The organism is Aestuariivirga sp., from assembly GCF_046294715.1.
GTDB lineage: Bacteria > Pseudomonadota > Alphaproteobacteria > Rhizobiales > Aestuariivirgaceae > Aestuariivirga.
This window is the reverse complement of record NZ_JBKBKI010000047.1, coordinates 1-20,213: the sequence shown is the minus strand read 5'-3', so window position 1 is coordinate 20,213 and position 20,213 is coordinate 1. Positions and strand designations below refer to the sequence as shown.

Here is a 20,213-nt window from a genome sequence, read left to right as displayed (position 1 = left end):
TCTCTCCGCAAGAGCACCGCGCTCCAGCCGCCGCGCATCCTGATGCACGGCGTGGCCGGCGTCGACAAATCCACCTTCGCCGCGAAGGCCGACTCGCCCGTCTTCATCATGACGGAGGACGGGCTCGGCAAGCTGCAGGTGCCGCATTTCCCGCTGGCGACGAGCTACGCCGATGTGTCGGAGGCCCTCGAGGCGCTGCGGACGGAAGAACATGACTATCGCACCGTGGTGGTCGACAGCGTCGACTGGCTGGAGCCCCTGATCTGGGCCGAAGCCTGCAAGCGCAATAACTGGTCGTCGATCGAGACCCCGGGCTTCGGCAAGGGTTATGCCGAGGCCGTCAACATCTGGCGCGAATACATCGACAAGCTGAATGCGCTGCGTGACGAAAAGGGCATGGCGGTGCTGCAGATCGCGCACACCGACATCAAGCGCTTCGACAGCCCTGAGCACGAACCTTACGATCGCTACGTGATCAAGCTTCAGGCGCGCGCTGCTGCCCTGTTGCAGGAGCACTCAGATATCGTGCTCTTCGCCAACTACCAGTTGTCGATCGCAAAGTCAGAAGTCGGCTTCAACAAGAAAGTGGCGCGCGCCCTCGGCACTGGCAAGCGCGTCATGCACACCGAGGAGCGTCCCGCCTTCCTCGCCAAGAACCGTTACGAACTCCCTGAGACCTTGCCCCTCGACTGGTCGGAGTTCGTCAAGGCCATGCCCCAGCCCAAGTGATCCAGCCCTGACAGGAGAAGACAGATGGCACGTTTCGACAATTCCTTCGACGCAACCGGCATCGAACCCGCAGCAGGCTACGATGTGCTGCCCGCGGGCAAGTATGTGGCCCAGATCATCGAGAGCGAGATGCGGGTGACCAGCAATGGCATGGGCCAGTTCCTCTGGCTCATGCTCGACATTCTCGAGGGTCCCTACAAGGGCCGCAAGGTGTTCGACCAGCTGAACCTCGTCAACCAGAACCCGACCACGGTCGAGATCGCCCAGCGTGCGCTCTCCGCCATCTGCCATGCCACCGGCAAGCTGCAGGTTACCGACAGCGAAGAACTGCATCTCATCCCGATGACCATCCAGGTGACGGTGAAACCGCCCAAGAACGGCTACGGCGAGCGCAACGCGATCCGCTACCTCGTGCCGAAGGACGGGGTCCCGTCCGCCGCGTCGGTGAAGCCTCAGCCCGCGTCAGCCGCCGCTGCGCCGGCCGCCCCGGCGAAGATCGCTTCGGCGCCCTGGAACAAGAAGGCTTGATGACCATAGCTGCTGGGGCCCGACGGCTGCGGCAGCACCCTCCCTCCAACTGAGAGAATTCACATGACAGACCTGTCCAGTGCGGCCCTCGCGGCCGCAAACGCCCCCGGCTTTCCCGATGCCCGACTGCGCCTGATCGAACTCGACGATGCCATTGCCAGGATCCGCACCCAGATCGCCACCGCCGATCTGGCGCGCCAGAAGCAGCGCAAGCCTATTGACCCCGACTGGTTTCACAAGGCGCGCACCGCACTGCGGCACCTGTGCCGCGAGCGTGCGGAGCTTCTCGCTCTCCGCACCGGGCAGCGCCGCCGCGAGGCGATGAAAGACGCCCTGATCGGCGTGCTGCGCGAGCGCCATGACGAGGAAGCCTGGGCCGCCGTTCTTGCCGAGGCGAGGCTTCGCAGTGAAGGGGAGGGCGCGTGATGGCAGAGCTTCCCGCACCCCCCACGCCGACGCTTTCGGCGATCTATGCCGCCTATGAGGCAGAGCAGGGCGACGGCTTCCGCGATCACCTCGGCGCCTCGATGATCGGCAAGAGCTGTGCCCGCGCCCTCTGGTACGATTTCCGCTGGGTGACGGCCTCGCGGCATCCCGGCCGGCTTCTCCGCCTCTTCGAGACGGGACAGCTGGAAGAGGAGCGCCTCGTGCGCAATCTCCGTGCGACCGGCGCCACCGTGCTCGAGGTCGATCCCGAAACTGGCCGCCAGTTCCGCGTCGAGGCGCATGGCGGGCACTTCGGCGGATCGCTCGACGGCGTGGCAATCGGCCTCCTCGAGGCGCCTAAAACCTGGCACGTGCTCGAGTTCAAGACCCACTCGGTCAAGAGCTTCGCCGATCTGGTGGCCAAGGGCGTCGTCGCCTCCAAGCCCCAGCATGCGGCGCAGATGCAGGTCTACATGCATCTGACCGGCATCACCCGCGCGCTCTACGTCGCGGTGTGCAAGGACACCGACGCGCTGCACATCGAGAGGGTCGATGTCGACAAGGCGTTTGCCGAGCGGCTGCTCGAGAAGGCGGGCCGGGTTATCTCCGCCCAGTGTCCGCCGCCGCGCCTCAGCGAGGATCCCGCCTGGTACGAGTGCCGCATGTGCGCGCACCACGACGTCTGCCATGGCGGTGGGGCCGCGGCCGTGAACTGCCGCACCTGCCTTCACGCCACGCCGGTCGAGGGCGGCTGGCACTGCGCCCGTCATGACCGGATGCAGACTTCGCAGGAGCAGCGCAGCGCCTGCAAAAGGCATCTGTTCATTCCCGATCTGGTTCCCGGCGAGGTGACCGATGTGGGCGACGATCATGTCGCCTACCGCATGAAGGACGGCGCCACCTGGGTCAATGACGCGCGCGCCGAGAAGGAGGTAACATCATGCTGAGCCTCCGTCCCTACCAGCAGGCGGCGATCGGTGCGATCTACGCCTATTTCGAGGATCACAAGGGCAACCCACTCATCGTGATCCCGACAGCCGGGGGCAAGAGCCTGGTGCTGGCCGCCTTCTCCGAGGGCGTCCTCAGGGTCTGGCCCGACCAGCGCATCCTCATCATCACGCATGTGCGGGAGCTGATCGCCCAGAACCATGCAGAGATGATCGGCCTGTGGCCCGAGGCTCCGGCGGGGATCTATTCCGCCGGGCTCGGGCGGCGCGAGGCGGATGCGCGCATCCTGTTCGCCGGCATCCAGTCCGTACATCGCCGTGCGATGGAAATCGGTCACTGCGACCTCGTCCTCATCGATGAGGCGCATCTGATCCCGGTCGCCTCCGCCACCATGTACCGGCGCTTCCTCGGCGAACTCACCGCCATCAACCCGAAACTCAAGGTGATCGGCTTCACGGCGACACCCTACCGTCTCGACAGCGGCATGCTGCACGAGGGCGATGGAGCGCTGTTCACCGACATCGCCTACGAGGTCTCGGTCCGCGACCTGATTGACGGTGGCTACCTCTGCCCGCTGGTCAGCAAGCAGCCGAAGACGAAGCTCGATGTTGCCGGTGTCGGCAGCCGCGGCGGCGAGTTCATCGCCAGCGAGCTGCAGGCGGCGGTCGACCAGGAGGAAATCACGCGCGCGGCTGTTTCCGAGATCATCACCTATGGTGAAGATCGCAAGTCATGGCTGGCCTTCTGCTCCGGCGTCGATCACGCCCGCCATATCGCGGAGGAGTTCCGCAGGCATGGCATCAGCTGCGAAACGATCTTCGGCCACACCCCGAAGGACGAGCGGGATGGCATCATTGCCGCTTTCAAGCGTCAGGAGATCCGTGCCCTCGCCTCGATGGGCGTGCTGACCACCGGCTTCAACGCACCGGCAGTCGATCTCATCGCCATGCTGCGGCCCACCAAGTCCGCCGGGCTGTACGTCCAGATGGCGGGGCGCGGCACGCGGCTGGCGCCGGGCAAGGAGAACTGCCTGGTCCTCGACTTCGCCGGCAATGTCAGCCGCCATGGTCCCATCGACCTGGTGCGCCCGAAACGGCCCGGCGAGGGTGGTGACGGCGTGGCGCCCACCAAGGTCTGTCCGGAGTGCGACAGCATCGTTCCGCTCGCCGCCAGCGAATGCCCGGACTGCGGCTTCGTCTTTCCGGCGCGGCAGGTCAAGATTGCGCCGACGGCGGCGACACTGCCGGTGCTGTCGCCGAAGCACCCGCCATGGCTTGCGGTGACCGACGTCATGTACGTCCGGCACGAGAAGGCGGGCGGGCTGCCCTCGCTTCGGGTGACCTACCGCTGCGGGCTTTCCGCCTACTCCGAATGGGTCTGCTTCGAGCACTCCGGCTATGCGCGGCGCAAGGCCGAGGAGTGGTGGCAGCTGCGCGCGCCGGGAACCCCGTTCCCGTTCAGCGTCGCGGAGGCGCTCGCCCGCCGGGCCGAGCTCAGGCGCCCATCCGCCATCATGGTCGAGACCGTGGGCCGTTTCTTCGAGGTCAAGCGCGCGAGGTTCGAAGCATGTCCATCCCCGGCCTCTGCGCCGTCTGCCACCGGCAAGCCCGTCACCATGGCTGGTTCGATGCAGCCTTCCCCGTATCGGACCCCCGCCGCGACGCCAGCCGGAAACGGCTCTGCAGCCGGCTCTGCCAGAACATCTGTCACGGGAGGAAAGGCATGATCGACCCGACCCCGAACGAGAAAGCCGCCATGGAAAATGGCGGCCGCATGGGCGGCGAATATCTCGAGAGCATCGGCAAGACCGATCTCGCCGCCCTCGATTCCACCGAGTGGGACTGCTTCGTCGAGGCGGTCGTCACCGGTTACTGCGACCATCTGCGCGATCTCGCCGCCCGTGACCGCGCCCGTCTCGATTCCATGACCGCGGAGGTACCCTTCTGATGACTGCCCAATCCCACATGGCGCGTTTCGGCGCGCAGCTTCTGGACAATGGCTACACGATCCTGCCGATCCAGCCCGGCACCAAGAAACCCGGCCGTCATGCGCGCGGCAAGTGGCATGACTACGGCGAGTGGAACCGCCACGCGGCCCGGCCCACCACCGAAGTCGAGGTGGCGACCTGGTCGAAGTGGCCCGGCTGCGGCATCGGCATCGTCGGCGGTGCGGTTGCCGCACTCGACATCGACATCCGCGAGGATGCCGAGCTGGCGCTGCGGGTGGAAAAGCTGGCACGTGAGCGGCTGGGCGATACGCCTGCGCTCAGGATCGGCAAGGCACCCAAGCGCATGCTGGTCTATCGCACGGCGGAGCCGTTCCGGGGGATCAAGCGACATCCGCTGGAGGTGCTGTGCCTTGGGCAGCAGTTTCTCGCCTATGCCGATCATCCGGACACGGGTGCGCCCTATTGCTGGCCGGAGGAGGGGCTGGCGGATCTCGACCTCTCGCAGCTTCCGGAGATCGGGGAGGCGGCGGCCCGCGCTTTCCTGGAGGAGGCGCACGCGCTCCTGCCGCCCGATCTGCGGCAGAACAGCCTCAACGGCAACAGCAACGGCGCTGGGCCGCAAGGTCATTCTGCCAATGGGCACAGTCAGGCCGGAACGCTTCCCGCGATCGAGGCGGCGCTTCGGCATATCCCCAATACCGAACTCGATTATGACAGCTGGATGCGCATCGGCATGGCCCTGAAAGGTGCACTCGGTGAGGAAGGCGGCAGCCTCTTCGCCGCATGGTCGGCGCAGGCCGCCAAGAACGATCCCGCCACGACGGAGAAGGCTTGGGAAAGCTTCCATCCGGATCGTATCGGGGCCGGAACGATCTATCACCTCGCCATGGAGCGCGGCTGGCAGCCCGAGCCCGGCCTCGTGCTCGACGGCGCGCGGGAGGAGGGCGAGGAGCATCCGGCAGCCGCCATGCTCGCCCGCCTCACCAGGCAGGCTGCGGCGGAGGCGGAGCAGTCTGTTGCCGAGGAACGGCCCGCGGCGCCCTTCGATCTGGTCATGCCGGACGGCCTGGTGGGCGATCTTGCCAGCTACATGATCGCCACCGCCCGGCGTCCCCAGCCACTGCTGTCGCTGGGCGCAAGCCTCTGCGCCATCGGCGCGCTGATGGGAAGGCTCTACCGCACCGAGAGCAATCTCCGTTCGAATCTCTATGTCGTGGGCATCGCCGACAGCGGCTCGGGCAAGAATCACGCCCGCGAGATCGTCAACGAGGTGTTCTTCGAGGCGGGGCTCGCCAATCATCTCGGCGGCAACAAGATCGCCTCGGGCGCGGGATTGCTGACGGCTCTCCACCGGCAGCCCGCGATCCTGTTCCAGATCGACGAGTTTGGCATGTTTCTCTCCGCCGCAGCGGACCGGAAGCGCAGTCCCCGGCACATTACCGAGATCCTCGACAACATGACCGAACTCTACACGGCGGCCGGTGGCATCTTCCTCGGTGCCGAATATGCCAACCGGGACGGCATGAACGAGCGCCGGGACATCGTCCAGCCTTGTCTCTGCCTCTACGGCACGACAACGCCCCTGCATTTCTGGGGCGCGCTGCAGGGCGCCAATGTCGTCGACGGCTCGCTGGCGCGCTTCATCATCCTGCCGAGCGATGAGGATTACCCCGACGAGAATCTTGCCGCGGGACTCCGGCAGGCGCCGGCGGCGCTGATCCAGGGGCTTCAGCGCATCGCGGAAGGCGGGGGGCTCCAGCGCGGCAATCTGTCGGGCGTCACATCGGGCCCCAACACCGCCGTGAACCCCGCCATCGTCCCCATGACGGACGAGGCGAAGGCGTGCTTCGCGGGCCTGAGCGTACAGCTGACGGAGGAATTGCGCGCCGCCTCGGGGACGGCCTATACGGCGATCCTCGCGCGCATCGGCGAGAACGCCATGAAGCTGGCGCTGATCGTTGCCGTTGGGCGCGATCCGTCGCGGCCTGTGATCGAACTCCGCGATACCGAATGGGCCATCGGCTTCGTGCGGCACTTCGCAAAGCGAACCATGGACGCGGTCGAGCGTCATGTCGCCGATACCGAGACCGAAGCTCATCTCAAGCGCATCCGGGAGATCATTCGTGCGGCGGGCAGCGAAGGCGTCTCCAAATCCGAAATCACCCGGGCCTCGCAGTGGCTGAAAGCGCGAGACCGCGATGATATCCTGGCCACGTTGATCGAGAGCGGGGATATCATGCCGGTCATGCGTAACACCGCGGGACGCAAGGCCATGGTCTTCCGGCTCGTGAGGTGAAGCGGCGCCTGCAGGTTCTTTCAAACCGCCACCTCTGCCATGAATAAGAAAGATCAGGTCTAACATGCGAAAATCGCTTGAGAAAAAAGCATCGCCCCCTTCTTTCAATCTTTCAAAGGGAATAGAGTACTACCTCGCGTGTACGCGCGCGGTATAAATAGAATAGACTCCTACCTATATAAAATAATAATAATATAAATAAGTAGAGGACCCCAGCCATTCCAAGGGCTTGGAGGCCGACTTCCTTCAAGAGGTGCCTCTTGAAGCCATGAAAGAACCCGCCGGACGGCTTTTCCGCCCTGCGGATGACCTGACCAGACCCCTTTCGGGTCCGGGCGATGCGCCTCCCTCACCGGACGGCGGCTTCGCCCCGGCCGCTAACCCGAAGAGGAGGTCGTCATGACCCGTTCCCCTGAACATATCGCGAGTATCCTAGCGCTCGATCTGGGAAGCACCACCGGCTGGGCTGTCCGCACCAGCCGCTGCCGGATCGTCCACGGCACGGCCGAATTCCGGCCCAGCCGATTCGAGGGTGGCGGCATGCGCTACCTGCGCTTCGGCAAGTGGCTGGACCAGACGCTGGATATCGCCGGAGGCATCGATGCCGTCTACTACGAAGCGGTGCGGCGGCATCTCGGTACCGATGCCAGCCACGTCTACGGCGGACTGCTTGCCACGCTGACCGCCTGGTGCGAGGGGCAGAGCATCCCCTACAGCGGCGTGCCGGTGGGCACCTGGAAAAGGCACGCGTGCGGAAAGGGTAACGCTGACAAGCAGGCGGTCATCGATGCCATGCGCGCGCGCGGCTTTGAGCCGGCTGACGACAACGAGGCGGATGCCATCGCCATCCTGCTCTGGGCCATCGAGACGAACGGTGGTGTGGCATGAGCACTCCAGCGGAGAAGTTCCTCAAGCACGTCGCCAATGTGATCGCTGAGCGGAGCACCCAATACGGCGACGCGAGTGGCAGCATGGCGGCCATCGCAGCGCGGTGGTCGGCCACGCTGGGGCGCGAGATCACCCCTGCGCAGGTGGTCCTGTGCCTCCTTGACCTGAAGCTGGCGCGGCTCGCTCACGATCCGAGCCACGAGGATTCGGCAGTGGATGTTTGCGGCTACGCGGCGCTGCTGCGCGATTTGAGCGAAACCGCCAAGCCGGAGGGGAGGTGAGCCATGGCCCGTGGACGCAAGAGGAAGCCCGGCAAGCGCTACGCCTGCGGCAAGCGCACCAGACAGGAAATGGAGAGGGATGCCATGAGTGTTGCCCTCGATGCGCGGCGGCGCCACTTTGGCGTGACGGCAAAGCAGGCAAAGGACGAGAGGCTTGGAACTGCGCTGGGCCGTCTCGCCTTCCGCGAGCTGATCAGCGAGAGCCAGTACCAGGCAGGTGTGGCGTTTGCTGAGCTCTATCAGCAGCACCATGCGGTGTTCGGTTTGCCATCGCCGAGCCCGCGGTCTGTGGCTGGTCTGCTGATCAACGGGGGCATCTTCGGCTCAAGCCCGAGCGAACCGGTGCTGGAGGTCATCGAGAAGCTCAAGCGCCGCTTCGGCGATGCTACCGATGTGCTCGACGTTTGCGACCGCGAGCAGCGCATGTCGCGCGGCCGGCGGCCGACCTTGCTCGTGCATCGCGTGATCTGCACCGACGAGGATGCGCTGCACTGGTCGGAGGAGGATATCGGGAATCTGCGCGTCGCCTTGAACGCGCTGGTCCGGTTGTTCAGGCTGCGATGAGAGTTATCCACACGACAGGAGTACGCAGCGCTTCTCGCGGGTGCGCACTATTGTGAGGCGCTTATCATGATGAAAAAATTGAAGAAAACGCTTGACGCGGAACTGCGACGCGGCTAAAAGTTCCGATATTGAAGGATTAGAATTGCGCCTGGAGATGAGTTCTCTGGGCGCTTTTCGTTTTGGAGGGTCGTCATGCGGGTTCGCTTCCTCGAGGCCGACGATGTCAGGATCCGCTTCGAAGCGGCGTGCACGCGTCTTGGCGAAGGCGAAGCCCGCCGTGCCTTCTCGATGGCGCTGAACAAGGAAGGCCGCAAGTCTTTCACCCAGCTGCGTCGCTCGCTCGCCCGGCAGTCGTCCATCCCGCGTGGCGCCGTCAACGCTGCGACACGCTTCCAGTCCGCAACCCGCAACACGATGTCGACCGTGACCTCGGGCACTGGCCGTCACCTTCCCTTGTCCTTCTTCGGCGCCAAGCAGTTCTCCTACGGCGTACGCGCGAAGATATGGGGCAGGGCGCAGACCTTCCGCTCCGCCTTCGTGGTCAAGCGCTACGGTGGCGGCGTGTTCAAGCGCACAGGCAAGGCGCGCTTTCCGATCGAGCAGCTTTGGGGTCCTGCGGTCCCCGTCGAGATGCTGCGTGACGAAGCGTATGCCGCATGGACCGATCAGCATCCTCGCGTGCTGAAGGAGTCGGCACGCCTGATCGAAATGATGCTGGCTGGAGCGGGCTTCCGAGGGCTCCCGCGTAATCGTAGTCGTGCGTAGGGGGGCGGGGCTAGGAGCCCCATTGCGGGGTTCTGAGTAGCGCTGGCGCGGCGGCCCGGTTTTCGAGCGTTTTTCTGGTTTCCATTTTTCCGTTTTGTTTTGAATAGCTTGCGCTGAAACGCCCGGAAAACGGGCATTTCCGTTCAGGGTCAGGGGGTCCGATGATCGTCACCGACATGCCGGTGGAGAGCCTGGTGCCCTATGCCCGGAATCCCCGCAACAACACTGCCGCCATCGACGCCGTGAAGGCGTCCATCGCCGAGTTTGGCTTCCGCCAGCCCATCGTGGTGGATGAGAAGCTGGTGGTGATCGTCGGGCATACGCGGCTCGAGGCCGCCAAGCAGCTGGGGCTCAAGACCATCCCGGTGCATGTGGCTGACGGCCTGACCCCGGCGCAGGCCAAGGCCTACCGCATCATGGACAATCGGTCTCACGAGAATGCCGAGTGGGACGACGAGCTGCTGCGGCTGGAATTCGGCGACCTGAAGCTCGACGATTTCGACCTGGCATTGACCGGCTTCGTTTCAGAGGAACTGGACAAGCTGTTGGGGGCCGAACAGATCGAAGGTCTCACCGATCCGGACGAGGCGCCGGAAGTTCCCTTGGTCCCGGTCAGCAAGCCGGGCGACCTATGGATCCTTGGCGACCACCGCTTGCTCTGCGGCGACTCCACCGTGATGACGGATGTCGAGAAGCTGATGGGCGGCCAGCTGGCGGACATGGCGACGCTCGATCCACCCTATAACGTCGATTACGGGAACTCGGCCAAGGACAAGATGCGCGGCAAAGACCGGCGCATCCTCAACGACGCCCTGGGCGAGGGCTTCTACCAGTTTCTCTACGACACCTGCGTCAACCTGCTGATGGTGACCAAGGGGGCCTGCTACATCTGCATGAGCTCGTCTGAGCTACACACCTTGCAGAAGGCCTTCACCGACGCCGGCGGCAAGTGGTCGACCTTCATCATCTGGGCCAAGAACACCTTCACCCTCGGTCGGGCCGATTACCAACGCCAATACGAGCCGATCCTCTATGGCTGGAAGGACGGCAGCCAGCACTACTGGTGTGGCGCCCGCGATCAGGGTGACGTCTGGTTCGTGGACAAGCCTCGGGTGAACGATCTCCACCCCACCATGAAGCCGGTGGAACTGGTGGAACGGGCCATCACCAATTCCTCCAAGAGCCGGGACATTGTCCTCGACCTGTTCGGCGGATCAGGGACCACGCTCATTGCAGCCGAACGCACCGGCCGCGCGGCGCGGCTGATGGAACTCGACCCCAAATACGTCGATGTCATCGTCCAGCGCTGGCAGGATTACACAGGCAACAAGGCGGTGCTCGATGGCGAGGATCGGACCTTCGACGACCTGAAGGTCGCACGCAAGCCCAAGTCGAAGGATGCCGCCTGATGCAGTCACGCTGGCTATCCTTAGTGGAGGCGGTCACCAACATCGTGGTGGGCTATGGCCTCGCTGTGCTGACGCAGATCATCGTGTTCCCCCTGTTCGGCTTGCATGCATCGCTGAGCGAAAATCTGCTCATCGGTTGCTTCTTCGTCGGCGTGTCCCTGGTTCGCAGCTTTGCCATCCGCCGGTTGTTCAACGGGGCGTGGGGGGCATCTCCTCGCCGCGACCAGAGGAAATTAACGATTCGTTAACCATTCGGATCCGACCATTGATCAGGGCTGGTAAACCACCCAGCGGCCCTGATTTGAAAGAGCCACCAGTTCCCCGACTGGTGGCTCGTCTTTTCTGTGCGGGTGGTCAGGCCAGACGGTACACTCTACCTCTTGTTTCCTCCCTTTCGGAGTCGATGGCGAGGCCGAGCTTCTTTTTCAACGCGCCGGCCAAAAAGCCTCTGGTCGTGTGGGCGGCCCAAGATGTGGCTTCGACGATCTCGGCGATCGTCGCTCCCTGGGGGCGCCGCAGCATCTCGATCACCAGCGCCTGCTTCGTGCCCTCGCGCATCTTGCGCTCGGTGGAGACGGGCTTCGGTGCCTGCATCTGAGTTTTGGTCTTCTGAGGCTCAACCTCTATGCCGATGGCGGTAAGCCCGGCTTCGGTGATGATCAGCGTCAGGCCGTGACCCTCGCCGCTCTCGCGCCAGACGGGATCACCAAGCTTGCGGTTGGCCTTCACCTCCTTGAGGAGGTCTTTCTCGATCAGGGCATTGACGACCTTGTGTGCCGCGCCACCCTTGAGGCTCTTGGGGAGAGGGAGTGCGAGGCGGTCGGTGCGCTGCGAGGCGGCGCTGAGGATCACGCGCTGGGTGTCGGTGAGTTTCGTCATGGGGTCTGCTCCGTGGGTTTGTGGGCCGAAATGATCTCCGGCTCCTACGACCCCGGGCCCCGCGCTTGTGGCGGGGCGGAGGAGCGGGGGCTGCGCGATCAGGGGAGTGCTGAAGCTGCGACCTCTCTTGCCATGCCGAGGCTCGGCAGAACTCTTGGATCGCCGCTCGCGGTGACACCGTAGAGGAAGAATTCGTCTCCCGTCCGGTAGCACACGATGGTGCGGCCAAAGATACCGAGGCCATAGTCGAACATCTGGATGGGGGCGGGGATGGGTCTGCTATTCGGCATGTTCGCCCTCCCGGAAGGCGGCGTCAGTGATGCGTCGGAGGTGGCGGGCGTAATCCTCGAGGGTGCCGACATCGCCCCAGTTCACCTTGCCGGGATCCGCGCCGAAATGGTCCTCGCTGAGCCTTGAGATCCTCGCGAGCATCGCGTCGATCTCCGCCTTCTTGGCGATGTAGGCGTCGATCGCCTTTCTTGTGTCCCGTGCTGGTCTGCGCATCATGTGCCTCCATTGCAGGAGCCATGAATGCTTCATGTTCGGCGGAAGACAAGCTGAATAGCTTTGTAATCCTATCATTCTTGATCATGTTAGCGGAGGCCGGGGCCCATGGCTGAACACGCAGGCCTGATCCCCATCGGCCAGGCTGCGCGGCTGCTGATGATCTCGGAGGAGCGCATCCGGCAGCTGGTGAAGCAGGGCTTCATCCCGAAGCCAGAGAAGCGTGGCTTCGTGCAACTCGTGGGTGCTGTCCAGGGATATCTTCGGTACCTCAAGGACGATGAGCGCCGTTCGGCCAAATCGGCCGCAGACAGCCGGGTGCGGGATGCGCGCGCACTCGAGATCGAACTTCGGATCGCTGAGCGCTCGCGGGAACTGATCCCGGTCGAGGACGCGCTGAACGACATGGCGGAACTGGCCGGCATGGTGAGATCGGGGCTTGCGGGGCTCCCGGCGCGGCTGACGCGCATCGTGGCCGAGCGCCAGAAGGTTGAAACAGAGATCGATGGTGTCCTCTCGCGCCTTTCCCAGCGAGCCGCAGAAAAGGCTGAAAGCCTGGAGGCTGGCCGAGGCCACGCAGCGAGCGTTACCTAGAGGGGTGCTGGAAAGACCCTGCGCTGTCCGTGAGCGACACTAAAGAAAGGATATCGGCAAATCCTTTCCTTGTGAGTTTTGCAATGAAAGGATCGTTGGGATGGCAAGGAGTCCTTCGCCATGCTGGCGTGGCAGCGCCCGTGTTGCCGGAGCCAGACGGGCATGCCCCGGACCTTGAAGCCGTCCACGCGTGCTTTCCCAAGCGAGCCGCAGAAAAGACTGAAGGCCTGGAGGCTGGCCGAAGCCATTCTCCGGCCCGCGCCGAAGCTGCCGCCTGACGAGTGGGCACGTCTCAACCGGGTCTACCCTGAGACGTCCGGTTTACCCGGTCCTCGGGATCCGTGGCTGACGCCCTACATGGTGCCGATGGCCCGCGCAGTGCATGGCGGAGCGTACAAGCGCGTCGTCATGGTGTGCGCTGCCCAGTCTGGAAAATCGGAGTCACTGCTCGATATCATGGGAGCACGTCTCGACCAGCGTCCGGCACCGGTCCTGTACGTGGGTCCGATCAGGGACTTCCTGACCGACCAGTTCGAGCCGCGGCTGATGAGCCTTCTGGACGAGGCGGAGACGCTGTCAGCCAAGGTTGTGCGCGGCAAGCGCATGAAGAAAACGCTGAAGATCGTCGCAGGTGTTCCTGTCCGTCTTGCCCATGCAGGATCATCGGCTGCTCTCAAATCAAGCCCCGCGGCGCTGGCGCTGGTCGACGAGTACGACGAGATGCTGGCGAACGTGAAGGGGCAGGGCGATCCGCTGGGCCTGGTCGAAGCCCGAGGCGAGACTTATGCCGACTTCGTGACGGCTATCACGTCCACACCGTCTCGCGGCCTCATCGAAACCGAACTGGACGAGAAAAGCGGCCTGCGCTTCTGGAAGCCTGCCCAGCCCGAGGCGGTCGAGAGCGCCATCTGGAAACTCTGGCAGTCCGGAACCCGGCATCACTTCTGCTGGCCGTGCCTGCATTGCGACAAATACTTCGTGCCGCGCTTCGAGCAGATGCGCTGGCCGGAAAATGCCACGCCCTCAGAAGCGTCCAAGGCGGCCCAGTTGCAGTGCCCGCATTGTGGCGGGCTGCACCAGGATGGCGACAAGCAGGAGATGAATGCCCGGGGCATTTACGTGGCGCCGGGACAGTGGACTGAAAACGGCGAGGTGTTGGGGGAGCCGCCTGAGAATGCGGTCATCAGCTTTTGGGCGAGCGGGCTGGCCAGCCCCTTCGTTTCCTGGGGCACGCGGATCGAGCGCTACGTTCGGGCGCTCGCTTCGGGCGATCCCGACCAGGTGCAGACGGCGCTGAATGCCGGCTTCGGCGAATGCTTCACCCCGGCAGCGGGGCGGGATGCGCTCGACTGGCAGGAGATCCTCCAGCGGCGGCAGCCCTACCGGCTGAAGGACGTGCCCGATGGCGTCCTGCGCCTGGGGATGGCTGTCGATGTGCAGAAGCTGTCACTCTACTATACCATCCGTGGCTTCGGGGCCCGGGGCCGTTCCTGGCTCATCGACCGGGGGCAGCTCTATGGGCCAACCGACGATGACGAGGTGTGGAACGCCCTTGCCGACCTGATGCTCTCGCCCATCGCAGGGCTGCAGATCGAACGGGTGTTCGTCGACTCAGGGTTCCGGCCGAACAAGCCGGACGCAGGCGACGAGCACAAGGTCTATGAGTTCACGAGGCGCTATCCCTGGCTGGTCTCACCGACCAAGGGCCGCTCGACCATGTCGCCACCCTACCGCGTGTCGAAGATCGAAGTGACGGCAAAGGGCAAGAAGGCGTCCTATTCCATCGATCTGGTCTGGCTCTCGACCGACTTCTTCAAGTCGCTGCTGGTCTCGCGGATCCGGACACCTCTCGACCAGCCGGGCTCCTTCATCGTGCCCGACGATATCGATGAGGACTATGCGAAGCAGCTCGTCTCGGAAGTTCGCGTGGTCGACGGCGCCACCGGCAAGCCGCAATGGGTGCAGAAGTCGCGGGCTAACCACTATCTCGACTGCGAGGCCCTTGCCATGGCGATTGGCTACTCGCTGAACGTCCAGCGCATTCCGGACGGCGTGACGAGGGCGAACCGCGGTGCTGACCCCGGCCCTGAGACTGGACGTGACACTGACAATGACGAAGCCACGGTTCGGGACAAGCCGGTCGTGGCTCTTGCTGCGGCGGCAATGCCGGACCTGCGGTCACGCTTCGCAGGCCTTTCGTCACGACTGAACAGGTGATTCCATGGGCATGATGGAGCGGGTGCGGGACTGGTTTGCGCCGTCCCGCGCGAGATCCGTCCCGCGTCCCGCCATCCGTGCCGACTTCATGCGCGGCAATCGCGGCGTTGTGTTCGGCGGCTGGCGGCCGGCACTTCGGGAAGCCGCTGACGATGTTGGGTCATCGTGGGACCTCGCAGCGGCCCGCACCATCGACCTGATCCAGAACTCCGGGTGGATGGCTGGAGCCATCGACCAGGCAGTGGCCAACACTGTCGGGACCGGGCTTCGCCTCAAGGCCATGCCGGAGAATGATCTCTTCGGTATGAGCAATGCCGAGGCGGAAAGCTGGGCTCAGACCGTCGAGCAGCGCTGGAGCCTCTGGGCGGAAAAGCCCTACGAATGCGACATCGAGGGGAGGCGGTCGTTCGGCCTCCTGCAGGCCGCAGCCTTCCGCTCGTGGTTCGCCACCGGCGAGATCTGGGCGGAACTGCCATGGCGTGAACGCCCTGGTGGCCGCTACGGCACCAAGGTCCGGCTTGTGCCGTCCCACCGCATTGTTCGCCGAAACGACAAGCTGCGCGGCATGGTGCAGGGCGTGCGCATGGATCCTGACGGGCTGCCCGTCTCCTATCTGGCAACCCGCAAGGATCTGCTGAACGGGTACACGCAGGAATACGAGGTTGCGGCCCGTGATGCCCTCGGACGCGCGCGCGTCATCCATGTCTTCGACGGCATGCCGGGGCAGGTCAGGGGCATCAGCCCGCTGACGCCCGCGCTGCAGGTCGCCCGGCAGTTCGACCAGCTGTCGGACGCCACCTTGACGGCGGCGATCCTGCAGACGGTCTTCGCGGCCTCCATCACCTCGGATGAACCGACGGAGGAAGTTCTCTCAGGCCTGCTGACCCCGCAGGAACAGGCGCGGCTCTCGGCCAGCGGGATCTCGCCCTGGGATGCCTACATTCAGGCCCAGTCGGGCTGGTACGACAACGCCACCATCAATCTCGGCATCAACGGTCGGATTGCCCATCTCTTTCCGGGCCAGAAGCTCGAACTTCACCGGGCCCAGCATCCGCATTCGGACTACAGGGACTTCGCTGCCCATCTGCTCCGGGAACTCGCCCGCTGCATTGGGCTCACCTATGAGAGCGCCACGGCGGATTATACCAATGCCACATATTCCAGCGTCCGCATGGCATCCGGCGAAATCTTCCAGATCACGCTCTACCGCCGCGCTCATATTCTGGGTCCCTTCTGCACCGCTGTCTACGAAGCCTGGCTTGAGGAGGAGATCGCGCGGGGCGGCATTCCGTTCCCCCGCGGGCTTGATGGCTTCCTCGCCAACCGCTCTGCAGCGTCCCGTGCGATCTGGCGGGGAGCGCCGAAGCCGCAGGCGGACGATCTCAAAATGGCCAAGGCGCATGAGATCTGGTGCCGGCTCGGCGTCATGACGGATGCGGCCATTGCCGAAGACCTCGGCCACGACATCGAGGACGTCTATGCGCAGCGCGCGCGTGAGAAGGCGCTCCGCGAGACTTATGGTCTGCCCGATCATCAGTACCAGGGAATCACCACCCCTTCCGGCGACCAATCTGAAGAACCCGCCGAAGACCCTGCCGCGCAGGATCCCTCCGAGGACAGCTCACAGCAATGACCATCATCACCGATTATGCCGATCCGTGCGCAGTGCTGCCACGGATCCGCGAAGCCTATTACGCGCTGCTCGAGGGCAGGCGCCCGGAACTCATTGAGTTCGATGCCGGAAATGGCGTGCGGCGCAAGGTCCAGTACGGCCGCACGGATCTCGGCGCACTGCGTGCGGAGCTGTCGCGGCTCGAAGCGTTCTGCGGGCGGACCGGTGGCCTGCGCCGCCGTTACGGCCTGCGCGCGGGAGGTCTGTGATGCCCGGACAGCTCTTGCGTCTCAGTGACCGCCTGCTCAACACGCCGCTCCTCATCCACCCGGCCAAGGCACAGATCATTCTGGGGGCCTTGAGCGGGAGGATCGGCATCGATGCCGAACTCTTCTCCCTGGATGACACAGTCGAATCACCGGACGCGAACCGCTTCACCGGCTCATCGCGCCGCGCGGACGGCAGCTCGTCCATGATGCGCACCGCGGACGGCGTCGCCATCATCCCGGTACTCGACACGCTGGTGAATCGCGGCGCGTGGCTCGACAGCCGGTCGGGGCTTACCAGCTACGAGGGGATTGCAGCCCAATTGCGTGCGGCGGGATCGGACCCGGAGGTACGGTCGGTCCTGCTCGACATCTCCTCGCCCGGCGGTGAAGCCGCCGGCATGGCGGGCCTGGCGGATCTGATCCGTTCGGTCCGTCAGACCAAGCCCGTCACCGCATTCGTCAACGACATGGCGGCCTCGGCCGCCTTTGGGCTGGCCAGCGCAGCCAGCGAAATCGTGATCTCGCCGACCTCGATCCTCGGCTCCATCGGCGTCGTCATGCTGCATGCCGACCGCTCGGGCGAACTGGCCGCGCAAGGCGTGAAGCCCACGCTCATCTTCGCCGGCAGCCACAAGGTCGACGGCAACCCGTTCGAGCCGCTCTCGGACGCTGTGCGCGCCGACCTGCAGGCCAGCGTCGATGCGCACTACCGCCAGTTCCTCGACACGGTCGCTGCGGGCCGCGGCCGGAAACTGACAGCCGACATGGCGCGCGCCACGGAGGCCCGCACCTTCATCGGAGTGGATGCCGTCCGCCTCGGCCTCGCCGACCGCATCGCCAGCTTCGACGAGGTGCTGGCCTCGCTTTCACAGACCACCCGCCCATCCGGGCGTACCGCTCGCAAAGGAGGGATATCCATGAGCACCGAAGACATTGCTGTAGCTGCGGAAGCAGCCCCGGCGGCACCAATTGCACTGGCACAACCCGCGCGGCTGGACGCGCCGGCACCGCAGCCTCCTGCAAGGCTGGACGAGGCAGTTGCTGCCGCGCGCCTGGAAGAGCGCGCCCGCATCCGCGCCATTGTCAACTGCGAGGCCGCCGAAGGGCGAGGGAAGCAGGCCCTCATGCTGGCGACCGAGACGGCCCTTTCCGTGACCGAGGCCGAGAAGATCCTCGCGGCGTCCCCGAAAGAGTCCCGTGTCGAGGCGCTCGCCCAGCGTGCGGCTGCAGGCCCTGAGTTCGGCTCGAACCGTGATGACCGTCCCAACCCCACCGCGCGCGCCGAGGAAGGCTGGAAGCGGGCGATTGCCAACGCCAACCGCCGCTTCGCACGGACTTGAGAGGAGAAACAGACATGACCGTTCTCGTCGAAACCCGGCACCCGGGGGAATTCATCCTCTCGGAAGCCAACGGCCAGCGCTCGCGCGAGGCCATCACCATCGCCAGCGGGGCCGGCATCATCGCGGCCGGCACCGTCCTCGGCAAGGTCACCGCCAGCGGCAAATACATCGCCAGCGCTGTCGGCGCCAGCGACGGCAGTGAGGTGCCGGCTGCCATTGCCATCTACGGCGCCGATGCATCTGCTGCCGATGTCGCCGTCTCAGCCATCGTTCGCGACGCCGAGGTGAACGGCAAGTGCCTCACCTACCATGCCGACCGTGACCAGCCTGCCGAGAAGGCCGCTGCGAACACGGCCCTCGCCACTCTCGGCGTCATCGTGCGCTGATCCCGGAGGAATCCAGACATGTCCATTCTCAATATCTTCACCCAGGACGCATTCAGCGTCATGCGCCTCACGGATGCGCTGCGCGAGATCTCCTATGTCCCCTCGGCCATCGGCCAGATGGGCCTGTTCCAGACGGTGAGCATCGATACCCTCGATATCGCCATCGAGAAGGACAAGGCCCAGAACGGCATGCTGATCCAGGCAAGCCCCCGCGGCGGCCCGGGCCAGACCTTCGGCAAGGGCAAGCGCTCCATGCGCACCCTGAGGGTCCCGCACTTCCAGGTGGATGACGCCATCAATGCCGACGAGGTCCAGCAGGTTCGCGTTTTCGGCGAGGAGGTGGCGGTTGAGCGTCTCCAGTCCAAGATCGCCGAGCGCGCGGCGGAAGCCTCCCAGTTCTTCGCCCTCACCGAGGAATACCACCGTATCAACATCCTGAAGACGGGGCGGCTGCTCGACGCGGACGGGGCGGTGCTGTTCGACTACTTCACCGAGTTTGGCGAGACCCCTGCGGCAGAGATCGACTTCGACCTCGACAACGCCACACCGGCCGAGGGCGTTCTCCGCAAGAAGTGTGCGGGCGTCATCCGCCAGATGGCGGCGACCCTCGACGGAATCCCCTACACGGGCGTCATGGCGCTCTGCGGCGATACCTTCTTCGACGACCTCATCGCCCACAAGGAGGTGCGGGACACCTACAAGGGCTATGCCGACGCGGCGAGCCTGAGGGGTGCCTATATCAATCCAGGCGCCGGCGGCCTTCACGGCTCCTTTGACTTCGGCGGCATCACCTGGGCCAACTACCGCGGCGGCGGCAGTGTCGGGATCGACACCAACAAGTGCCATCTCTTCCCCATGGGAGTGCCGGGTCTGTTCCGGACGGTCTATGGCCCGGCCGACTACATCGAGACGGTCAATACGCCGGGCCAGCGTCTCTACGGCAAGCAGTGGGAGATGCAGAACGGCAAGGGTGTCAATCTGGAGTTCCAGATGAACGCGCTCCACTACTGCACCCGCCCGCGCGTGCTGATCCCGGCCAAGCGGACCTGAGATGGGGCGGGGTAATTCATGACCTCGCCCTTTGACACCCTGGACGCGTTAGCATCTGGCGCGGTCATGGAGGGGTTCGGCGAAGAGGCCGTACTCATCCCGCGCCGGAACAGCCAGTATGTCGAGGCCGCCGTCGACGCTGATCGTATGGCGGTGAAGGTCAGGGGCATCTTCTCCGCCCTCGCTGCGGCCTCCGACCTCCGAGGGCAAAGCCGGGGCGGGGAGTTCACCGGCACGACGCGACTCGTCTCCGAGCAGACCGCCTTCTGGATTGCCGCCCCACAGGTTGCCGAACTGGGGTTCCGGCCTGCCAAGGGCGATCTGGTCAGGCTGCCGGAGCGATGCGGCAGCCTGTGCTACGCCATCGCCGCCATTCATCCCACCAGCATGGGCGATCTCAACCTTCTTCTCGTCCGGGAGGATGTTGCCGAGTGAGCGTGTGCGTTCCGCAGCGAAAAATTGCGGGGGGCGATTGCGGGGGAGGGGCATGTTCCCGTGTGGGACATGCCCCAATCCCGGCACCGACCCAAAAAACTCCGGTCTGGAAGGTTTTCCGCTTTTACGGGGTTTTTGCACGAGC

At 64.7% G+C, this 20,213-nt stretch carries 24 protein-coding genes; 21 read left to right on the top strand and 3 right to left on the bottom strand.

Annotated features, from left to right (window positions below):
- The 13 genes from ACK4HL_RS19310 to ACK4HL_RS19250 all read left to right on the top strand — a co-directional run.
- Window positions 1-729 (top strand): ATP-binding protein (locus ACK4HL_RS19310; protein WP_409764083.1); only part of this gene is annotated, 729 nt, incomplete at its 5' end.
- 24 nt (window positions 730-753) lie between these two features.
- Complete coding sequence (locus ACK4HL_RS19305; protein ID WP_409764080.1) at window positions 754-1,257, top strand: DUF669 domain-containing protein; 504 nt, start codon at window positions 754-756, stop codon at window positions 1,255-1,257.
- Between the two features lie 63 nt (window positions 1,258-1,320).
- Window positions 1,321-1,683 (top strand): hypothetical protein, encoded by a 363-nt coding sequence (locus ACK4HL_RS19300; protein ID WP_409764077.1) that lies wholly within the window; start codon window positions 1,321-1,323, stop codon window positions 1,681-1,683.
- Window positions 1,683-2,630, top strand: a complete 948-nt coding sequence (locus tag ACK4HL_RS19295) for a PD-(D/E)XK nuclease family protein (RefSeq protein ID WP_409764074.1) — start codon at window positions 1,683-1,685, stop codon at window positions 2,628-2,630. The genes ACK4HL_RS19300 and ACK4HL_RS19295 overlap by 1 nt, the downstream gene beginning before the upstream one ends.
- On the top strand, window positions 2,624-4,357 hold the full coding sequence (locus ACK4HL_RS19290) for a DEAD/DEAH box helicase (RefSeq protein ID WP_409764071.1): 1,734 nt from the start codon (window positions 2,624-2,626) through the stop codon (window positions 4,355-4,357). The genes ACK4HL_RS19295 and ACK4HL_RS19290 overlap by 7 nt, the downstream gene beginning before the upstream one ends.
- Window positions 4,354-4,578 (top strand): DUF6511 domain-containing protein, encoded by a 225-nt coding sequence (locus ACK4HL_RS19285; protein WP_409764068.1) that lies wholly within the window; start codon window positions 4,354-4,356, stop codon window positions 4,576-4,578. The genes ACK4HL_RS19290 and ACK4HL_RS19285 overlap by 4 nt, the downstream gene beginning before the upstream one ends.
- On the top strand, window positions 4,578-6,875 hold the full coding sequence (locus tag ACK4HL_RS19280) for a PriCT-2 domain-containing protein (RefSeq protein ID WP_409764065.1): 2,298 nt from the start codon (window positions 4,578-4,580) through the stop codon (window positions 6,873-6,875). Before ACK4HL_RS19285 ends, ACK4HL_RS19280 begins: the two co-directional genes overlap by 1 nt.
- Before the next feature lie 399 nt (window positions 6,876-7,274).
- Window positions 7,275-7,763, top strand: coding sequence for a crossover junction endodeoxyribonuclease RuvC (locus ACK4HL_RS19275; protein WP_409764062.1), 489 nt, complete (start codon window positions 7,275-7,277; stop codon window positions 7,761-7,763).
- Complete coding sequence (locus tag ACK4HL_RS19270) at window positions 7,760-8,044, top strand: DUF6378 domain-containing protein (RefSeq protein WP_409764059.1); 285 nt, start codon at window positions 7,760-7,762, stop codon at window positions 8,042-8,044. Before ACK4HL_RS19275 ends, ACK4HL_RS19270 begins: the two co-directional genes overlap by 4 nt.
- A gap of 3 nt (window positions 8,045-8,047) precedes the next feature.
- On the top strand, window positions 8,048-8,608 hold the full coding sequence (locus ACK4HL_RS19265) for a hypothetical protein (protein ID WP_409764057.1): 561 nt from the start codon (window positions 8,048-8,050) through the stop codon (window positions 8,606-8,608).
- A 192-nt stretch (window positions 8,609-8,800) separates the two neighbouring features.
- Complete coding sequence (locus tag ACK4HL_RS19260; protein ID WP_409764054.1) at window positions 8,801-9,373, top strand: hypothetical protein; 573 nt, start codon at window positions 8,801-8,803, stop codon at window positions 9,371-9,373.
- A gap of 161 nt (window positions 9,374-9,534) precedes the next feature.
- Window positions 9,535-10,782 carry a DNA modification methylase gene (locus ACK4HL_RS19255; RefSeq protein WP_409764051.1) on the top strand — a complete coding sequence of 416 codons (1,248 nt, stop codon included), beginning with the start codon at window positions 9,535-9,537 and terminating at the stop codon, window positions 10,780-10,782.
- Entirely contained in the window at window positions 10,782-11,030 is a 249-nt protein-coding gene (locus ACK4HL_RS19250) for a hypothetical protein (protein WP_409764048.1), read from the top strand. The genes ACK4HL_RS19255 and ACK4HL_RS19250 overlap by 1 nt, the downstream gene beginning before the upstream one ends.
- 106 nt (window positions 11,031-11,136) lie before the next feature.
- Here ACK4HL_RS19250 and ACK4HL_RS19245 read toward each other — a convergent pair whose 3' ends face one another.
- From ACK4HL_RS19245 to ACK4HL_RS19235, 3 genes are all read right to left on the bottom strand, one after another.
- Window positions 11,137-11,661 (bottom strand): DUF3489 domain-containing protein, encoded by a 525-nt coding sequence (locus ACK4HL_RS19245; RefSeq protein ID WP_409764045.1) that lies wholly within the window; start codon window positions 11,659-11,661, stop codon window positions 11,137-11,139.
- A gap of 98 nt (window positions 11,662-11,759) precedes the next feature.
- On the bottom strand, window positions 11,760-11,951 hold the full coding sequence (locus ACK4HL_RS19240; RefSeq protein ID WP_409764042.1) for a hypothetical protein: 192 nt from the start codon (window positions 11,949-11,951) through the stop codon (window positions 11,760-11,762).
- The gene (locus ACK4HL_RS19235) at window positions 11,941-12,168 is read right to left on the bottom strand and encodes a hypothetical protein (RefSeq protein ID WP_409764039.1); all 228 of its coding nucleotides are present in this window, start codon (window positions 12,166-12,168) and stop codon (window positions 11,941-11,943) included. Before ACK4HL_RS19235 ends, ACK4HL_RS19240 begins: the two co-directional genes overlap by 11 nt.
- Window positions 12,169-12,273: 105 nt before the next feature.
- Here ACK4HL_RS19235 and ACK4HL_RS19230 point away from each other — a divergent pair, with 105 nt between their 5' ends.
- The 8 genes from ACK4HL_RS19230 (at window position 12,274) to ACK4HL_RS19195 (ending at window position 20,068) form a co-directional block, all read left to right on the top strand.
- Complete coding sequence (locus ACK4HL_RS19230) at window positions 12,274-12,759, top strand: hypothetical protein (RefSeq protein ID WP_409764036.1); 486 nt, start codon at window positions 12,274-12,276, stop codon at window positions 12,757-12,759.
- A 120-nt stretch (window positions 12,760-12,879) separates the two neighbouring features.
- Window positions 12,880-14,976 (top strand): terminase gpA endonuclease subunit, encoded by a 2,097-nt coding sequence (locus ACK4HL_RS19225; RefSeq protein ID WP_409764033.1) that lies wholly within the window; start codon window positions 12,880-12,882, stop codon window positions 14,974-14,976.
- 4 nt (window positions 14,977-14,980) lie between these two features.
- A complete protein-coding gene (locus ACK4HL_RS19220) occupies window positions 14,981-16,609 on the top strand; it encodes a phage portal protein (RefSeq protein WP_409764030.1) in 1,629 nt (542 codons plus the stop codon).
- A complete protein-coding gene (locus ACK4HL_RS19215) occupies window positions 16,606-16,857 on the top strand; it encodes a hypothetical protein (protein WP_409764027.1) in 252 nt (83 codons plus the stop codon). The genes ACK4HL_RS19220 and ACK4HL_RS19215 overlap by 4 nt, the downstream gene beginning before the upstream one ends.
- Complete coding sequence (locus ACK4HL_RS19210) at window positions 16,857-18,197, top strand: S49 family peptidase (protein ID WP_409764024.1); 1,341 nt, start codon at window positions 16,857-16,859, stop codon at window positions 18,195-18,197. Before ACK4HL_RS19215 ends, ACK4HL_RS19210 begins: the two co-directional genes overlap by 1 nt.
- Before the next feature lie 14 nt (window positions 18,198-18,211).
- Window positions 18,212-18,583, top strand: a complete 372-nt coding sequence (locus tag ACK4HL_RS19205; protein ID WP_409764021.1) for a head decoration protein — start codon at window positions 18,212-18,214, stop codon at window positions 18,581-18,583.
- Window positions 18,584-18,601: 18 nt separating this feature from the next.
- Window positions 18,602-19,633: a major capsid protein gene (locus tag ACK4HL_RS19200; protein WP_409764018.1), complete on the top strand. Its 1,032-nt coding sequence runs from the start codon at window positions 18,602-18,604 to the stop codon at window positions 19,631-19,633.
- An 18-nt stretch (window positions 19,634-19,651) separates the two neighbouring features.
- On the top strand, window positions 19,652-20,068 hold the full coding sequence (locus tag ACK4HL_RS19195; protein WP_409764015.1) for a hypothetical protein: 417 nt from the start codon (window positions 19,652-19,654) through the stop codon (window positions 20,066-20,068).
- Window positions 20,069-20,213 lie beyond the last annotated feature (145 nt).

What these genes read in the sequence shown, in the direction of transcription:
- ACK4HL_RS19305 (WP_409764080.1), top strand. Translation starts at nt 754, where the DNA reads ATGGCACGTTTCGACAATTCCTTCGACGCAACCGGCATCGAACCCGCA.
- ACK4HL_RS19300 (WP_409764077.1), top strand. Translation starts at nt 1,321, where the DNA reads ATGACAGACCTGTCCAGTGCGGCCCTCGCGGCCGCAAACGCCCCCGGC.
- ACK4HL_RS19295 (WP_409764074.1), top strand. Translation starts at nt 1,683, where the DNA reads ATGGCAGAGCTTCCCGCACCCCCCACGCCGACGCTTTCGGCGATCTAT.
- ACK4HL_RS19290 (WP_409764071.1), top strand. Translation starts at nt 2,624, where the DNA reads ATGCTGAGCCTCCGTCCCTACCAGCAGGCGGCGATCGGTGCGATCTAC.
- ACK4HL_RS19285 (WP_409764068.1), top strand. Translation starts at nt 4,354, where the DNA reads ATGATCGACCCGACCCCGAACGAGAAAGCCGCCATGGAAAATGGCGGC.
- ACK4HL_RS19280 (WP_409764065.1), top strand. Translation starts at nt 4,578, where the DNA reads ATGACTGCCCAATCCCACATGGCGCGTTTCGGCGCGCAGCTTCTGGAC.
- ACK4HL_RS19275 (WP_409764062.1), top strand. Translation starts at nt 7,275, where the DNA reads ATGACCCGTTCCCCTGAACATATCGCGAGTATCCTAGCGCTCGATCTG.
- ACK4HL_RS19270 (WP_409764059.1), top strand. Translation starts at nt 7,760, where the DNA reads ATGAGCACTCCAGCGGAGAAGTTCCTCAAGCACGTCGCCAATGTGATC.
- ACK4HL_RS19265 (WP_409764057.1), top strand. Translation starts at nt 8,048, where the DNA reads ATGGCCCGTGGACGCAAGAGGAAGCCCGGCAAGCGCTACGCCTGCGGC.
- ACK4HL_RS19260 (WP_409764054.1), top strand. Translation starts at nt 8,801, where the DNA reads ATGCGGGTTCGCTTCCTCGAGGCCGACGATGTCAGGATCCGCTTCGAA.
- ACK4HL_RS19255 (WP_409764051.1), top strand. Translation starts at nt 9,535, where the DNA reads ATGATCGTCACCGACATGCCGGTGGAGAGCCTGGTGCCCTATGCCCGG.
- ACK4HL_RS19250 (WP_409764048.1), top strand. Translation starts at nt 10,782, where the DNA reads ATGCAGTCACGCTGGCTATCCTTAGTGGAGGCGGTCACCAACATCGTG.
- ACK4HL_RS19245 (WP_409764045.1), bottom strand. Translation starts at nt 11,661, where the DNA reads ATGACGAAACTCACCGACACCCAGCGCGTGATCCTCAGCGCCGCCTCG.
- ACK4HL_RS19240 (WP_409764042.1), bottom strand. Translation starts at nt 11,951, where the DNA reads ATGCCGAATAGCAGACCCATCCCCGCCCCCATCCAGATGTTCGACTAT.
- ACK4HL_RS19235 (WP_409764039.1), bottom strand. Translation starts at nt 12,168, where the DNA reads ATGATGCGCAGACCAGCACGGGACACAAGAAAGGCGATCGACGCCTAC.
- ACK4HL_RS19230 (WP_409764036.1), top strand. Translation starts at nt 12,274, where the DNA reads ATGGCTGAACACGCAGGCCTGATCCCCATCGGCCAGGCTGCGCGGCTG.
- ACK4HL_RS19225 (WP_409764033.1), top strand. Translation starts at nt 12,880, where the DNA reads ATGCTGGCGTGGCAGCGCCCGTGTTGCCGGAGCCAGACGGGCATGCCC.
- ACK4HL_RS19220 (WP_409764030.1), top strand. Translation starts at nt 14,981, where the DNA reads ATGGGCATGATGGAGCGGGTGCGGGACTGGTTTGCGCCGTCCCGCGCG.
- ACK4HL_RS19215 (WP_409764027.1), top strand. Translation starts at nt 16,606, where the DNA reads ATGACCATCATCACCGATTATGCCGATCCGTGCGCAGTGCTGCCACGG.
- ACK4HL_RS19210 (WP_409764024.1), top strand. Translation starts at nt 16,857, where the DNA reads ATGCCCGGACAGCTCTTGCGTCTCAGTGACCGCCTGCTCAACACGCCG.
- ACK4HL_RS19205 (WP_409764021.1), top strand. Translation starts at nt 18,212, where the DNA reads ATGACCGTTCTCGTCGAAACCCGGCACCCGGGGGAATTCATCCTCTCG.
- ACK4HL_RS19200 (WP_409764018.1), top strand. Translation starts at nt 18,602, where the DNA reads ATGTCCATTCTCAATATCTTCACCCAGGACGCATTCAGCGTCATGCGC.
- ACK4HL_RS19195 (WP_409764015.1), top strand. Translation starts at nt 19,652, where the DNA reads ATGACCTCGCCCTTTGACACCCTGGACGCGTTAGCATCTGGCGCGGTC.